This is a genomic window from Undibacterium sp. TJN19 (genome assembly GCF_049339485.1).
In the GTDB taxonomy this organism is placed as follows: domain Bacteria; phylum Pseudomonadota; class Gammaproteobacteria; order Burkholderiales; family Burkholderiaceae_D; genus Undibacterium.
In genome coordinates this window covers 155,036-169,358 of the sequence record NZ_JBMPPL010000010.1, presented here as the reverse complement: position 1 = coordinate 169,358, position 14,323 = coordinate 155,036, and the positions used below count along the sequence as shown (strand labels likewise).

The following is a 14,323-nucleotide window of genomic DNA, read 5'->3' as shown; positions in this document are numbered from 1 at the left end:
AATTTTCAATTCGGTTTTGTCGGCAGAGATGACACTAGCACAGGTCTATAGCAGATGGCATAAATCCAAGGTGCATTTCATCACCTTGTCATAAAACAGGACTAAGCTATCGCTAGCTGTTATACATGCAACTGATATGCATGATGGCAGTGAGGTGTGCTTTGCCCGTGTTCAAGCGAACAAAGCCACCGACCAGACATAGTCAGGCATAAGCCAGACATCAGATGCGGAATCGATGATCGATTCCGCATTTTTCATTTATCCCGCAGATTTTGCTCACGAAAACCGCCTGGACTAATGCCTGACCATTCCTTAAACGCATGGTTAAACGCACTTTGTTCCTGGTAACCCAATAAAAAGGCGATATCAGCAAGGCTGAAATTGGCCTGGCGTAAATAATCTTCAGCCAGTTCCTTGCGTGTCTGGTCAAGTAGCAGTTGAAAATTGATGCCGGCTTCACTGAGTTTGCGTTGCAAGGTACGCTGGCTAAGCATTAATTCCTGCGCAATCAATGGTAATCGCGCCTGGTCCTGCGCCAGTCTGTTGCGAATGGCAGCCCGTACAAGTGCAACAATGCCGCCATCATCCGATGCACGCTGTTTTTCCTTGAGCAGTTGTTCGGCATGCTGTTGCAGTACCGGATACATGCTGACATCTGCGTTGGGTACCTGCCAGTTTAGTAATGCGCTTGGAAAGCGGGCGCAGTTGAGTTCGGCTTCAAAAAAGATTTCCTTGCCAAAAATACGATGGTATTCGCTGAGGTCATCTGGTGCTGCGTGAGTGAAAAATACCGGGGCAGGCGGTAATGCAGTCCCGGCAAACCAGTTACCAAATACGCGTATGCCGGCAAATACACTTTCAGCCAGGTGACGGCTTGCAGATGGAAAATTGCTGTGCCATTGATATTCACTGATGTCTGCTGTAACGATCAGGGCCGAACGCCCCAGGTCATGCGCCAGACCTTCATAGCGCATGGTTTGCTCAAATGCCTGAGCGAAGTCCCGACAGCTCATCAGTATCATTCCATACACATTATAAGTACCCAGTTTTACCCGTTCACCTACATGCAGACCGAAATGAGGGTCATTGCTTAAACTGGCGCCAGCGTCCAGCAAGGCTGGGTAATGCATGGCGGGAATTGAATCTGCCAACGCGGTCAGCGCAACCTCTTCCATTCCAGCCCTATGCGCTAGGCTGCGCAGGCAAATCCCCCGTTCGGCTGCAATTTCCAGTAAAGGCTGCAAATAAGCTTTGGTCACCCGATTTGCTGAACGGCTGGCATGTACTTGGCCCGAAGCGTGATTTGGCATCTTAAAACAAGGCCCTTGTCATGAAAGCGCAATACAACTTGCAGGTGGTTGGGTATTCTCGGTATCAATATGGCGCATTCTGTGCGCCGCTGCGGAAGTATACCAAGAGCACCTCATTAAAAGGAACATAAAATGCGACGTTGGAATGGTTGGGGCGATGACAGCATCACCTATGCCTTAAATACGGATGCCCTTGCTTTCCTGCAAGAGCGTATAGGCATGGGCAAGCCGCCGGCAGATGTGACACAAGAGCAAATTTCTGCAACTGCACCCGTTACCCGTTTGCATCCCCATCCTCTGATCGATATCACAGTCGGCACGCGCATGCGTCATAGCCTGGGGCAAAGCTTGCCAGACTGGCTGAAAATGCGTTATGGAAAAATTGAAAACTTCCCCGATGGCGTGGCTTTTCCCGAAAGCTCAGAAGATATCCGCACCTTGCTTGATTATGCCAGGCAACACCAGGTTGCCTTGATACCTTATGGTGGCGGTACCAGCGTGGTGGGGCATCTGACCGTGCCACAAGGGGCGCAGGCTGTACTGACCGTGGTCATGTCACGACTGTCATGCTTGTTGAATCTGGATAAGGAAGCCCAACTGGCGACATTTGGTGCCGGAATATTTGGTCCGGATCTGGAGGCGCAATTGCGTGCCCATGGCTATACCCTTGGGCACTTCCCGCAGTCATTTGAATATTCTACCCTGGGTGGGTGGGTAGTGACACGTTCATCTGGACAACAGTCACTGCGTTACGGCCGGATAGAGCAACTGCTGGCTGGCGCGCGGGTGGAAACCCCAGCCGGTCGTCTGGACATCCGTACATTTCCTGCTTCAGCAGCGGGAACAGATTTACGTGAAATTCTGCTGGGCTCTGAAGGGCGCATGGGTATCGTGACTGAGGTAACGGTACGTATTACTCCTTTGCCAGCTTGCGAGGAATTTCATGCCATATTTTTCCCGAACTGGGATGCTGCGCAAACCGCAGTCAGGCAAATCTCCCAGGCAAAATTGTCTTTATCCATGCTACGACTGTCGAACGAGACAGAAACACTGACCAGCCTGACTCTTGCCGGCCATAAGAAACTGATCGCTTTGCTGGAAACCTATCTGACATGGCGTGGTTGTGCCGACCAGAAATGTCTGTTGCTGATAGGGGCGAGCGGTGACAAAACCAATGTGAAACAGGCATTAAGGGCAGCGCTGAAAATCGCCAGGCAGCACTATGGCATCCATGCCGGTCAAACCATGGGTGAAAAATGGAAACAGGGTCGATTTAAAAATGTTTATCTGCGCAATACCCTCTGGCAGCATGGATATGCCGTTGATACCGTAGAAACAGCCTGCGACTGGCCCAAAGTCAAAGGCATGATGCATTCAGTGGAGCAGTCAGCGAAAGATACCCTGGCAAGTGAAGGCGAGAAGTTGCATACCTATACGCATCTGTCACATCTGTATGCGCAGGGTGCCAGTGTTTATACTACTTTTGCCTACCGCCTGAGCGGTGATTATGATAGCGACCTGGCGCGCTGGAAAAGACTCAAGACCGCAGCCTGCCGTGCCATTGTCGAACAGGGTGGCACCATTAGTCATCAGCATGGCGTGGGAACAGATCATGCAGCCTATTTGGCACAGGAAAAAGGCGCTTTGGGCATCGAGGCAATGCGCCAGGTGTTCAGTCATTTTGATCCGCAAGGCGTCATGAATCCGGGCAAATTGTTGCCAGCAAACGAGCAGGCAACATGATGCAAGCTGCAAAAAAAAGTGCTGCCCGTGCAGAAATCATCGCAAGCCTGGAAAATGAAAAGAAAAACTGGGATCTTGTTATCATCGGCGGCGGTATTACAGGGGCAGGGATTTTGCTGGAAGCAGCCCGGCGTGGCCTGAAAGTATTATTGGTTGAACAAAAAGACTTTGCCTGGGGTACTTCAAGCCGTTCATCCAAACTGGTTCATGGCGGCCTGCGTTACATCAAGGAAGGCAAATTTTCACTGACACGTGATTCTGTGCGTGAGCGCGAGAATTTGATGCAGGAAGCAGAAGGCCTGGTCGATGTACAAAGTTTTGCTTTTGCGGATTATCGCAATCGCAAACCTGGGCGCTGGATGTTTTCACTGGGCCTGGCAATTTATGACAGTATGGCGGGTCAGCGCATGCGGCATTATTTTTCGTCGCAAGAATTCCTCATGCTGGCACCTCACATAGATCGCACAGGGCTATTGGGTGGAATGTGCTATCACGATGCCAAGACTGACGATGCACGCCTGGTAATGCGTGTCTTGCAGGAAGCACAAATGAACGGGGCAAGCGCCATCAATTATATGGCTGCACAAAAGCTACTGTATGTAGATAACCAGGCCAGTGGCGTGGTATTGCGCAACATGCTTAATGGTGAAATAAGCGAAGTAGGTGCCAAAGTCGTCATCAATGCAACCGGGGCCTGGGCAGATGGGCTGCGCCAGCAACAAGGTGCACCTGCAAAATTGCGCCCCTTGCGTGGCAGCCACCTGACCATTCCAGCCTGGCGCTTGCCCGTGGCGCAAGCCATCAGCCTCATGCATCCATTGGATGGCAGGCCGGTATTCATGTATCCATGGGAAGGCGTGACACTTGTCGGCACGACGGATGTAGATCATCATGCCGACATGCAGGCTGAAGCATCGATTACGGCAGAGGAAGTCAGTTACCTGATGGCAGCGATCGAATACCAGTTTCCCAGCCTGCAAATCACCCTGGACGATGTCATTGCGACCTATGCAGGCGTGCGCCCTGTCATTGATACGGGCAAAACTGATCCTTCCAAAGAGGGGCGTGATCATGCCGTTTGGCTGGAAAAAGGACTGTTGACTGTTACCGGCGGCAAGCTGACGACCTTTCGCCTGATTGCACTGGACGCGCTCAGGCATGTCCTGCCGCTGCTGCCAGGGTGGAAGCCAGATTTGCGACCAACGGCATTATTTGCCAAACCCCCGGCCTTGCCGGGACATGCCTTGAACCTGAACCAGAAAAAGCGCCTGCTTGGCCATTATGGCCAGCAAGCTATCATGGTATTGGCCGCAGCCCAGGCGGGTGAACTGGAATCTGTTCCCGGTACGAATTGCATGTGGGTAGAATTACGTTGGGCTGCTGCGCAAGAGGCTGTAGAGCATCTCGAAGACTTGATGTTGCGCAGGACACGTCTCGGTTTGTTGTTGCGTCAGGGTGGCTTGATGCTGTTGCCAAAGATAAGGGCAATTTGCCAGCCTGAATTAGGCTGGGACGATGCGCGCTGGGAGCAGGAAGAACTGGCATACCTGCAACTGTGGAATAAAAATTATGCCTTGCCTGACAGGGATAGTATCCCTGAATGGCGCAAAACAGCCTGACCGGCATCGCGCATAAAAAGAAAAATGAGGAGACTTATGTCCAAACAATATATTTTATCCATAGACAATGGCACTCAAAGCGTACGCGCAATCTTATTTGATTTGCAGGGTAATATCGTCGCCAAATCACAAGTGCATCTGCAAGCCTATTTTTCTGATTACCCAGGCTGGGCTGAGCATCATCCAGAAGATTACTGGCAAGCCGTATGCAGCGCCTGCCAGCAATTATGGACAACGCATGCCATTTCACCAGCTAGTGTGCATGGCGTTGCCGTTACCACCCAGCGCGGCACGATGATCAACCTTGATAAACAGGCCAGACCCTTGCGCCCGGCAATTACCTGGCTGGATCAACGCCGCACTGATGTCGTGCCGCCGGTCAACCCGCTATGGCTGACGGCATTCAAGCTTGCCGGCGTTGCCAGCACCATTAATTTCTTTCGTGGTGAGGCTGAAGCAAACTGGATCAAGGCGCATCAGCCTGAGATTTGGGAGAAGACCGATAAATACCTGATGTTGTCAGGTTACCTGAACCACAAATTATGCGGTAACTTCATCGACTCCATCGGTTCGCAAGTTGGTTATCTGCCGTTTGATTATAAGGGCCTGAAATGGGCAGGCAAGCTGGACTGGAAGTGGCAGGCACTGGCAGTCAGGCCAGAAACCCTGCCTGAGCTGGTACCGCCCGGCACCATCATGGGACATATAACGACCGAGGCAGCAAATGCGACTGGCATCCTGCCGGGCACACCTTTGCTGGCTGCTGCAGCGGACAAGGCTTGTGAAGTGATAGGTGCTGGCTGTCAGCAACCTAATATTGGTTGTTTGAGTTACGGCACGACTGCCACCATCAATACCACCAGCAAAAAATATTTGGAAGTAACGCCCTTTATACCGCCATATCCAGCGGCGATACCCAATTCATATAGTACCGAGGTACAGATATTCCGTGGTTACTGGATGGTGAACTGGTTCAAGGAGCAATTTGGCCACCATGAAAAATTGCAGGCGGCAGAGCAGGGTACCCTGCCAGAAGCCCTGTTTGATGAACTGGTCAATGCCGTGCCGCCGGGCTCCATGGGCCTGATGTTGCAACCTTACTGGACACCGGGCATCAAGGTGCCCGGGGCAGAAGCCAAAGGCGCAATCATTGGTTTCGGTGACGTGCATACACGTGCGCATATGTACCGTGCCATTCTTGAAGGCTTGGCCTATGCATTGCGGGAAGGCAAGGAGCGCATAGAAAAACGCAGTGGCGTTGCGATTACTGAATTGCGTATTTCTGGCGGCGGCTCGCAAAGTGACGCTGCCATGCAATTGACGGCAGATATTTTTGGCTTGCCGACTTCACGCCCGCATATCTACGAGACATCCGGCCTGGGTGCTGCGATTGATGCGGCAGTGGGACTGGGCTTGCATCCTGATTTCGATACCGCGATACGGGAAATGACAAGGATAGGAAAAACCTTTCAGCCGATTTCTCACCACCATCAGATCTACAATGAGCTTTACCATCGTGTATATCAGAAAATGTATGCGCGCTTGCAGCCTCTATATAAAGAGATACAGCAAATTACGGGTTATCCGAAAATGCATTGAAGACAGGTAAAAAGAGAGGGCGAAAGATATAATTCGGTTATGAGATTGAGTGCGAAAAACACTTTCATGACGACTACAGGGTTTTTGCCCGGCGTAGATGGCACTGTTGATCTGTATGAAGCTTTCGATGGAGCCGAGTGTCCGTTCAGGTTAGTCGAATACGCGCCGTTTTTTTTATACTTCTTCTTTTTGAATCTATGCTAACTTCCCTGCCACACAAATTAACCACTTGTATTTTCACCTTTTGTCTTATAACGGTAACTCAAGCGCAGGAGTTGGAAGCCAGTTGGCGATTACGTATATCGGACTTGAATCATCAAGCTAAGGCAGAGACGGTAATTCAATTCACAAACCAAACTGCGGAGTCATGCATGGGCGGTCATTGGAAACGTCTGATTGTCAAGGAAAAGGCAGGTAGTGATATGAAATTCTTTCCATTGACTGAAACACTCGCTTACGAAATCGAACGGGGCGTTCTTACATTTGGGCGAACAGAGGTGTGTGACGGATATTTGTTTTTGACTGGAAAATTTGAAAACTCAACTATCAACGGTAAGTACAATGCTGTGAGTATTGGGTAAATCAAGACGCTCGGGTATTTTTCCTTGGAGCAAATTCACTAGAATGTATCAACAGCCCTGGGTCGAATAATTGCTATTGAGAAGCACGACTCGCTGCAGCGGGACAGAAATAGGTTCTCGCCTGGCGTTTGCCCTGTGACCTGCAGACATCAATACTGGATATTGCGCTGGCATGCGGATTTGCTTCTGGCGAGGCATTTGCGCGCGCATTCAAGCTGCGGTTTGATTGTACTCCCGGTCAATGGCGTGCAGGTAGTCATTAACGCAGGTTGGAGCAGGTGCGTGCTATTTATGAAAAAAGAGTACTGCAAGACAGCAATCTGGTCAGGTGCCCAGCAATCCTTATCGGGTAAGCCTAGTTGGTATTTGCGAAGATGGTGACTCTTATCAATCACTTCGAAAATATCTTATGGAAGTAAAAATTGTTCAGTTACCGGCAGTACGCGTCGCTTATCATCGCTATATAGGCTCATACGGGCCTGGTGTCACATCGTTCCGGCACTTGAGTACATTCCGCTTTTTGCGCTGCGTTTTTGTTATCTGAACCTGCTGACGCACGCTCGCTACAGATCGTAAACACCTTCTAAGCATTCCAAATCATGTTTCCGGGAAAAGCCCCGGTTTTGCACAGTTTCAGCGCACACATGCACCGAAAAGTAGAATTGCCTTGTTGTCAGGCATTTTTCTCATGTTTTGCTGTGATTGCGCACTGACTTAGTCGGCAAACCAAGTTCCGCACTGTTTCGGCCTGCAAGGCATTTGCCTTCATTTGTCATATACGTGCTCACCAAGAGAAATCTGAGTGCAGTTTTTGTTTTTATCAGCTGGCATGGTATCTGCTATCTGTCCTGATGGAAGTTTGGTTTTTCTTTCCATGACCTCACCACTATCAGGAGAAAACATGACACGTCGTACTGTTTTGAAAGCAACTGCTGTTGCCGCAATGACCTTGGCCGCTTCAGGCTGGATGTCGCAGGCATTGGCCGCCGATACGATCAAGGTTGGCATTCTGCATTCTTTGTCTGGCACCATGGCGATTTCAGAGACTTCGTTGAAAGATGTCGCCTTGATGACGATAGACGAGATCAATGCCAAGGGTGGCGTGATGGGCAAAAAACTGGAAGCGGTGATCGTTGATCCAGCCTCCAACTGGCCTTTGTTTGCTGAAAAAGCCCGTCAACTGGTGTCGCAAGATAAGGTTTCGGTCGTATTTGGCTGCTGGACTTCAGTATCGCGTAAATCTGTCTTGCCGGTATTCAAGGAATTGAATAGCCTGCTTTTCTACCCGGTGCAATATGAGGGCGAAGAGCTGGAAAAAAATGTTTTTTACACGGGTGCAGCACCTAACCAGCAGGCGATACCGGCAACTGAATACCTGATGTCGAAAGAGGGCGGTGGTGCCAAGCGTTTCGTCTTGCTGGGTACGGATTATGTCTACCCACGTACGACCAACAAAATCCTGCGCGCTTTCTTGCATAGCAAAGGTGTCAAAGATACTGATATCGATGAGGTGTACACACCTTTCGGCCATTCCGATTACCAGACCATCGTCGCCAATATCAAGAAATTTGCCGCCGGTGGCAAGACTGCTGTTATCTCCACCATCAATGGTGACTCGAATGTGCCTTTCTACAAGGAGCTTGGTAATGCCGGCCTTAAAGCGACCGATGTGCCTGTCGTTGCCTTCTCTGTCGGTGAAGAAGAACTGCGCGGTGTTGACACCAAACCGTTAGTGGGCCACTTGGCTGCATGGAATTACTTTGAATCTGTGAAAAATCCAGTCAACTCAGAATTTATCAAAAAATGGAAAGACTATGCGGTCGCCAAGAAATTGCCAAACGCTGCAACAGTCGTGACCAATGACCCGATGGAAGCCACTTATGTGGGTATCTATATGTGGAAGCAAGCTGTCGAAAAAGCGAAATCTACAGATACAGATAAGGTCATTGCCGCCATGGCCGGTCAGACTTTTAAAGCCCCTTCCGGCTTTGATCTGATGATGGATAAAACCAATCATCACTTGCACAAACCAGTCATGATAGGTGAGATCAAGGCGGATGGTCAGTTCAGCGTCGTCTATAAAACCAAAACGCCGATACGTGCACAACCGTGGAGCCCTTATATCCCGGGCAATGAAGCCAAACAGAAACTGTAATAACGAAGCGTCATAAACAGGGGGTATGAGTGTTTGAGTATTCATATTCCCTGTCGCCTGACGAATAGTTGCAATAGCCTTTTCCCCATTTAACCTGGCCATCTATGACTTTGCAAAAAATCTGTGTGGGCATTTGCATGCTCGTTTTCAGTTTGAACGTCCACGCAGCCCTTGATGCCAAGTTATTGCAAGCATTGGCTGGTGATGACCCGGATGCCCGTATTGCCGCTGTTAATGCCATTGCTGCCCTGGGCAGCCAGGATGCCACAGCAGTATTAGCCGCACTCAAAAACGAAAATCTTTATGCCAAGGATGGCGCCGTCTATTTGCTTGATGGTGATAAGGCGAAAGATCTTGGCAATGACAAAACAGGCAGCCTGCCCGAAGGTGCGGATGCCATCGCCATTAACAACCGTCTGCGGGCTGTTCTCGATAGTGCATTGTCCGGTTTGAAATTATTTTCAACTGACCGGGCGACACGCCTGACTGCTGCAAAAGACCTGGAAAAAGAAGCGACACCCGAACAATTACCTTTGCTGAACAAAGCCTATCTGAAAGAAAACGCTAGCGAAATCAAGTCACTCTTGCAAATGCTGATCGCCAGTGCAAACCTGCAAGCGGCTGATCCCGTTGTGCGCAAGGCCGCTGTCAAGGCCTTGCTCGATAGCCCGAATGCGAATTTAAAACCTGTATTACAGAAAATGCTGGTGCGAAATCCTGACGGTAGTTACAACGAGCCGGATGAAAGCATACGTGTCGAAGCAGTTACCACTTTACAAGCGATCAATAACCGCCTGGCCCGCACAGAATTTGTCGGCAATCTTTTTTATGGCATTTCCCTGGGCAGCGTCTTGCTGCTGGCCGCGCTGGGTCTGGCAATTACTTTTGGCCTGATGGGTATCATCAACATGGCGCATGGCGAATTGCTGATGATAGGGGCCTACACCACCTATGTCTGCCAAATGTTGTTCCGCAATTATTTTCCTGCCGCGCTGGATGCTTATCTGTTACTTGCCTTACCGGCGGCCTTCCTGGTATCTGCCTCAGTCGGTATTTTGCTGGAACGAACCGTCATCCGCTGGCTATATGGACGACCCTTGGAAACCCTGTTGTGCACCTGGGGCATCAGCCTCGTGCTGATGCAAACCGTGCGGTCAATCTTTGGTGCGCAAAATGTGGAAGTGGCCAACCCGAGCTGGATGTCTGGTGGTGTGACAGTCATGGGCTCACTGGTCTTATCATATAACCGCATCATCATTATTTTCTTTGCCTTGTTTGTTGTTCTGGCTGTCTGGCTTTTATTGAACAAGAGCAGGCTGGGCTTGTTTGTGCGTGCAGTAACACAAAACCGCCGCATGGCTGATTGTGTTGGAGTTGCCACTGGCAAGATTGACATGCTGACCTTTGGGCTGGGTTCAGGCATAGCAGGGCTGGGCGGCGTTGCCTTGTCACAGTTGGGGAATGTCGGGCCTGACCTGGGGCAAAACTACATCGTTGATTCATTCATGGTCGTGGTGCTGGGTGGTGTGGGTCAGCTTGCCGGAACGGTGATTGCTGCCTTTGGCTTGGGAGAAGTCAACAAATTCCTTGAGCCTGTCGCCGGTGCGGTCATGGCTAAAATTGTGATACTGGTATTTATCATCATCTTCATACAGCGCAGGCCGCAGGGCCTGTTTGCACTCAAAGGCAGGAGCGTAGAATGAAAGCACCTGACTTACATGCAGGCGGATATGCCAGCAGCTTGTTTTCACGCCCGGCCTGGACAGGTATTCTGGTGTGCGCGGTAATCGCATTCCTGCTGCCTGTACTGAATCTGAGTTTTCCAGCCGGGCATGCCTTGCATATTTCCAGCTATACCATTGCTTTAGTTGGCAAGTTCATGTGTTATGCGCTGGCTGCTTTGGCGCTCGATCTGGTCTGGGGTTATACGGGTATTTTGTCTCTGGGTCATGGCGTTTTCTTCGCGCTCGGTGCTTATGCGCATGGCATGTATCTGATGAGGGCCATAGGACGTGACGGTGTCTATCAAAGTAATTTGCCTGATTTCATGGTTTTTCTGGACTGGAAAACTTATCCCTGGTATTGGTCAATGACGGACAGCTTCTGGTATTGCATGGCGCTGGTGGTGCTGGTGCCGGGTGTGCTGGCGTTCATATTTGGTTTCTTTGCCTTCCGTTCACGCATCAAGGGTGTGTATTTTTCAATCATTACCCAGGCGATGACATTCGCGTTCATGTTGCTGTTCTTCCGCAATAACACCGGTTTTGGCGGTAATAATGGTTTTACTGATTTCAAACGCATCTTAGGGTTCAGCATTACCGCGCCTGGTACGAAAGCAGCGCTGTATTTGATGACCCTCGGTTTGTTGCTAGGTGCCTTGTTCATGTGTCGCTGGATTGTCACTTCCAAACTGGGGCGAGTCTTGCAGGCAGTGCGTGATTCTGAATCCCGACTCATGTTTATCGGCTATAACCCGCTGTGGTTCAAACTTTTTGTCTGGACACTGTCAGCTGTCTTGTGTGGTATTGCCGGTGCCTTGTATGTGCCGCAGGTGGGCATCATCAATCCGTCCGAAATGTCGCCGGGAAATTCCATAGAAATGGTGATCTGGGCTGCAGTGGGTGGCCGCGGGACTTTGCTGGGCCCCATCATAGGTGCGTTTACCGTCAATGGCCTCAAAAGCTGGTTTACTGCTGCCTTTCCCGATCTGTGGCTGTATGCGCTGGGTCTGCTTTTCATACTCGTGACCCTGTTCATGCAACAAGGCGTGCTAGGGGTGATCGGCAAATTCAAAAAGAACAAGGAGGGCGCATGAGTTATATGATGAGCGGTGTACTGCGACCCGGCCAGCAATATGAAAGTGCTACTGGCGATCAGGGCGTATCGTATGGACGTATCAAGCCTGAAGGCCTGGATACCACGCATGGTGCGATCTTGTATCTCGAAGACATCGTGGTGTCGTTCGATGGTTTCAAGGCGATTAATAAGCTGACGCTCGATATTTCGGTCGGTGAATTACGTTGCATCATAGGCCCCAATGGCGCAGGCAAGACGACTATGATGGATGTCATTACCGGCAAAACCCGACCCACATCCGGTACAGCTTTCTTTGGGCAAACCATGGATCTGACCCGCATGAACGAAGTTGAAATTGCCCGTGCGGGCATAGGCCGCAAGTTCCAAAGGCCTACGGTTTTTGAGCAGCATACAGTATTTGAAAATCTCGAACTGGCGATGAAGATGGACAAGCGCGTCAAGACCACCTTGTTCGCCCGCCTGAACAGCGAACAAACCGACAAGATCGCGGCAATCCTGCAATTGATACGACTCAATGGTCAAGAGCAAAGACAGGCCGGCCTCTTGTCGCACGGGCAGAAGCAATGGCTGGAAATTGGCATGTTGCTGATACAGGAACCACAATTGATATTGCTTGATGAGCCAGTAGCAGGCATGTCGGATGCAGAAACAGCACGTACGGCAGAATTGCTGAATGAATTGCGCGGCAAGCATTCCATCATGGTGGTTGAGCATGACATGGGGTTCGTCACCGACATTGCCCAGCAGGGCAAGGTGACAGTATTGCATGAAGGATCAGTCCTGGCGCAGGGCACGATGCAGCAGGTGCAGGCGGATGAACGAGTCATTGAAGTGTATCTGGGGCGCTAAGTATGCTGGAAGTCAATCAACTACATCAACATTACGGTTCCAGCCATACCCTGCGTGGGGTGTCTCTTTCCCTGAAAAAGGGTGAATGCCTCGCTTTGCTGGGGCGTAACGGCGTAGGTAAAACCACTTTGCTCAAATGCCTGATGGGGGTGTTGCCATCATCGCAAGGCAGTATCCTGTTTGAAGGGCGCGATATCAACAAGCTGTCGCCGCATCAGCGTGCGCGCGCCGGTATTGCGTATGTACCACAAGGCCGTGAAATTTTTGCCCGGCTAACCGTTGAAGAAAATCTCTTGATGGGCATGGCTACTTTGCCTGCAAGACGTGCGTCAAAAATCAAGAATGAAGTCTATGAGCTCTTTCCCGTTCTTAAGGAAATGCTGCACCGGCGCGGTGGTGATTTGTCAGGTGGCCAGCAACAGCAACTGGCGATTGCGCGCGCCTTACTGGCAGAACCTAAACTGATCATCCTCGATGAGCCGACCGAAGGCATACAGCCGTCCATCATCAAGGATATCGGTCGCGTGATACGTCTGTTGCGTGAACGTGGTGATATCGGCATTTTGCTGTGTGAACAATATTTTGATTTTGCCCGTGAGCTGGCCGATCATTTTATCGTGCTGTCACGTGGTGAAGTGGTTGCCTATGGCGGCGAAGATTTAATGGATGGGGATGACGTCAAGCGTCATCTGGCGGTATAGTTTGCTTTTGCATTCTTCTCGACTATTCATGGATGGTTCTGAACCGCTAAGACAAGCCAGCAGCCCAAAATGCGTGCCAACCAGCACTGGCGGCGCATCGCCCTGGCAGGCCAGCCTGCAACTGGGATTTGGCAATGATGCAGGAGTGACCCGCCTGACAGAGCGCAAGCATCAAGGGCCTTTACGTGTGCAAAAGCCTTTGTATCCAGAAGGTGGAAATATATGCCACGCCATCATCATACATCCGCCTGGCGGTGTTGTTGGTGGCGACAAATTAGCTATTACGGTCCGCCTGGCACCAGATACTCACGCCCTGATCACCACACCTGGCGCAGCAAAATGGTATCGCAGCAATGGGTATATCTCGCAACAACACATACAGTTGCATGTGGCCCAGGCGGCTAGGCTGGAATGGTTGCCACAAGAAACAATATTCTATGATGATGCCTGTGTAGAGCTGCATCAGACCATACACCTGGAGAAAGATGCGCGCTTCATTGCCAGCGATATCCTGTGTTTTGGCCGCACGGCATCTGGTGAGACTTATCGCAGCGGTAGCATACTTCAGCATTGCAGCGTTTATCGTGAAGGAAAAATGATCTGGCACGAGCAAGGCAGCCTGCAAGGTGGCGGTGCCACAATGCAAAGCCCTTTGGGGCTGAACGGTAAATCTGTTAGTGCGATGGTGATGGCATCAGGAGCGCTGCTCAGCAATGAACAGCTTCAGGCCGTGCGTGAACAAACCATGGCCTTGCTGGCTGAACATGAACCAGATGCCCTGTGTGGACTCACACAAATGAAAACCATGATCGTCGCACGCTACCTGGGCAACTCCAGTGAAGTTGGCCGTTACTGGATGCAAATGGTGTGGCAACATTTGCGCCCAGTTATTATCGGCAGTCCAGCAGTAACGCCACGTATCTGGAATACCTAGCGTATTGGCTGTAAC

At 50.6% G+C, this 14,323-nt stretch carries 13 protein-coding genes; 11 read left to right on the top strand and 2 right to left on the bottom strand.

The window, feature by feature from the left end; genetic code table 11:
- Positions 1-254: 254 nt before the first annotated feature.
- Positions 255-1,259: an AraC family transcriptional regulator gene (locus tag ACO0LH_RS22805; RefSeq protein ID WP_422943436.1), complete on the bottom strand. Its 1,005-nt coding sequence runs from the start codon at positions 1,257-1,259 to the stop codon at positions 255-257.
- A gap of 183 nt (positions 1,260-1,442) precedes the next feature.
- On the opposite strand from ACO0LH_RS22805, the gene ACO0LH_RS22800 reads away from it, so the two are divergent.
- The 5 genes from ACO0LH_RS22800 to ACO0LH_RS22780 all read left to right on the top strand — a co-directional run bounded on the left by ACO0LH_RS22800 (position 1,443) and on the right by ACO0LH_RS22780 (position 7,115).
- Positions 1,443-3,053, top strand: coding sequence for an FAD-binding oxidoreductase (locus ACO0LH_RS22800; protein WP_422943435.1), 1,611 nt, complete (start codon positions 1,443-1,445; stop codon positions 3,051-3,053).
- On the top strand, positions 3,053-4,672 hold the full coding sequence (locus ACO0LH_RS22795) for a glycerol-3-phosphate dehydrogenase/oxidase (RefSeq protein ID WP_422943434.1): 1,620 nt from the start codon (positions 3,053-3,055) through the stop codon (positions 4,670-4,672). Before ACO0LH_RS22800 ends, ACO0LH_RS22795 begins: the two co-directional genes overlap by 1 nt.
- Positions 4,673-4,708: 36 nt before the next feature.
- A complete protein-coding gene (locus ACO0LH_RS22790) occupies positions 4,709-6,271 on the top strand; it encodes an FGGY-family carbohydrate kinase (RefSeq protein WP_422943433.1) in 1,563 nt (520 codons plus the stop codon).
- Between the two features lie 371 nt (positions 6,272-6,642).
- Complete coding sequence (locus ACO0LH_RS22785; RefSeq protein WP_422943432.1) at positions 6,643-6,852, top strand: hypothetical protein; 210 nt, start codon at positions 6,643-6,645, stop codon at positions 6,850-6,852.
- Positions 6,853-6,980: 128 nt separating this feature from the next.
- The gene (locus tag ACO0LH_RS22780) at positions 6,981-7,115 is read left to right on the top strand and encodes a helix-turn-helix domain-containing protein (RefSeq protein ID WP_422943431.1); all 135 of its coding nucleotides are present in this window, start codon (positions 6,981-6,983) and stop codon (positions 7,113-7,115) included.
- A 502-nt stretch (positions 7,116-7,617) separates the two neighbouring features.
- Here ACO0LH_RS22780 and ACO0LH_RS22775 read toward each other — a convergent pair.
- Entirely contained in the window at positions 7,618-7,755 is a 138-nt protein-coding gene (locus tag ACO0LH_RS22775; protein WP_422943430.1) for a hypothetical protein, read from the bottom strand.
- Between ACO0LH_RS22775 and urtA the strand changes: the two genes are divergently transcribed.
- From urtA to ACO0LH_RS22745, 6 genes are all read left to right on the top strand, one after another.
- A complete protein-coding gene (gene urtA, locus ACO0LH_RS22770) occupies positions 7,754-9,007 on the top strand; it encodes an urea ABC transporter substrate-binding protein (protein WP_422943429.1) in 1,254 nt (417 codons plus the stop codon). The two genes, ACO0LH_RS22775 and urtA, sit on opposite strands and share 2 nt — an antisense overlap.
- 137 nt (positions 9,008-9,144) lie before the next feature.
- Entirely contained in the window at positions 9,145-10,710 is a 1,566-nt protein-coding gene (gene urtB, locus ACO0LH_RS22765; protein ID WP_422943428.1) for an urea ABC transporter permease subunit UrtB, read from the top strand.
- A complete protein-coding gene (urtC, locus tag ACO0LH_RS22760; RefSeq protein ID WP_422943427.1) occupies positions 10,707-11,822 on the top strand; it encodes an urea ABC transporter permease subunit UrtC in 1,116 nt (371 codons plus the stop codon). The genes urtB and urtC overlap by 4 nt, the downstream gene beginning before the upstream one ends.
- Positions 11,819-12,673, top strand: a complete 855-nt coding sequence (urtD, locus tag ACO0LH_RS22755) for an urea ABC transporter ATP-binding protein UrtD (RefSeq protein WP_422943426.1) — start codon at positions 11,819-11,821, stop codon at positions 12,671-12,673. The genes urtC and urtD overlap by 4 nt, the downstream gene beginning before the upstream one ends.
- A 2-nt stretch (positions 12,674-12,675) precedes the next feature.
- Entirely contained in the window at positions 12,676-13,374 is a 699-nt protein-coding gene (urtE, locus tag ACO0LH_RS22750; protein ID WP_422943425.1) for an urea ABC transporter ATP-binding subunit UrtE, read from the top strand.
- 28 nt (positions 13,375-13,402) lie between these two features.
- Positions 13,403-14,308 (top strand): urease accessory protein UreD, encoded by a 906-nt coding sequence (locus ACO0LH_RS22745; protein WP_422943424.1) that lies wholly within the window; start codon positions 13,403-13,405, stop codon positions 14,306-14,308.
- Positions 14,309-14,323 lie beyond the last annotated feature (15 nt).

Bases quoted from the DNA above. Each gene is read 5' to 3' on its own strand.
- ACO0LH_RS22800 (WP_422943435.1), top strand. From the start codon at position 1,443: ATGCGACGTTGGAATGGTTGGGGCGATGACAGCATCACCTATGCCTTA.
- ACO0LH_RS22795 (WP_422943434.1), top strand. From the start codon at position 3,053: ATGCAAGCTGCAAAAAAAAGTGCTGCCCGTGCAGAAATCATCGCAAGC.
- ACO0LH_RS22790 (WP_422943433.1), top strand. From the start codon at position 4,709: ATGTCCAAACAATATATTTTATCCATAGACAATGGCACTCAAAGCGTA.
- ACO0LH_RS22785 (WP_422943432.1), top strand. From the start codon at position 6,643: ATGGGCGGTCATTGGAAACGTCTGATTGTCAAGGAAAAGGCAGGTAGT.
- urtA (WP_422943429.1), top strand. From the start codon at position 7,754: ATGACACGTCGTACTGTTTTGAAAGCAACTGCTGTTGCCGCAATGACC.
- ACO0LH_RS22775 (WP_422943430.1), bottom strand. From the start codon at position 7,755: ATGTTTTCTCCTGATAGTGGTGAGGTCATGGAAAGAAAAACCAAACTT.
- urtB (WP_422943428.1), top strand. From the start codon at position 9,145: ATGCTCGTTTTCAGTTTGAACGTCCACGCAGCCCTTGATGCCAAGTTA.
- urtC (WP_422943427.1), top strand. From the start codon at position 10,707: ATGAAAGCACCTGACTTACATGCAGGCGGATATGCCAGCAGCTTGTTT.
- urtD (WP_422943426.1), top strand. From the start codon at position 11,819: ATGAGTTATATGATGAGCGGTGTACTGCGACCCGGCCAGCAATATGAA.
- urtE (WP_422943425.1), top strand. From the start codon at position 12,676: ATGCTGGAAGTCAATCAACTACATCAACATTACGGTTCCAGCCATACC.
- ACO0LH_RS22745 (WP_422943424.1), top strand. From the start codon at position 13,403: ATGGATGGTTCTGAACCGCTAAGACAAGCCAGCAGCCCAAAATGCGTG.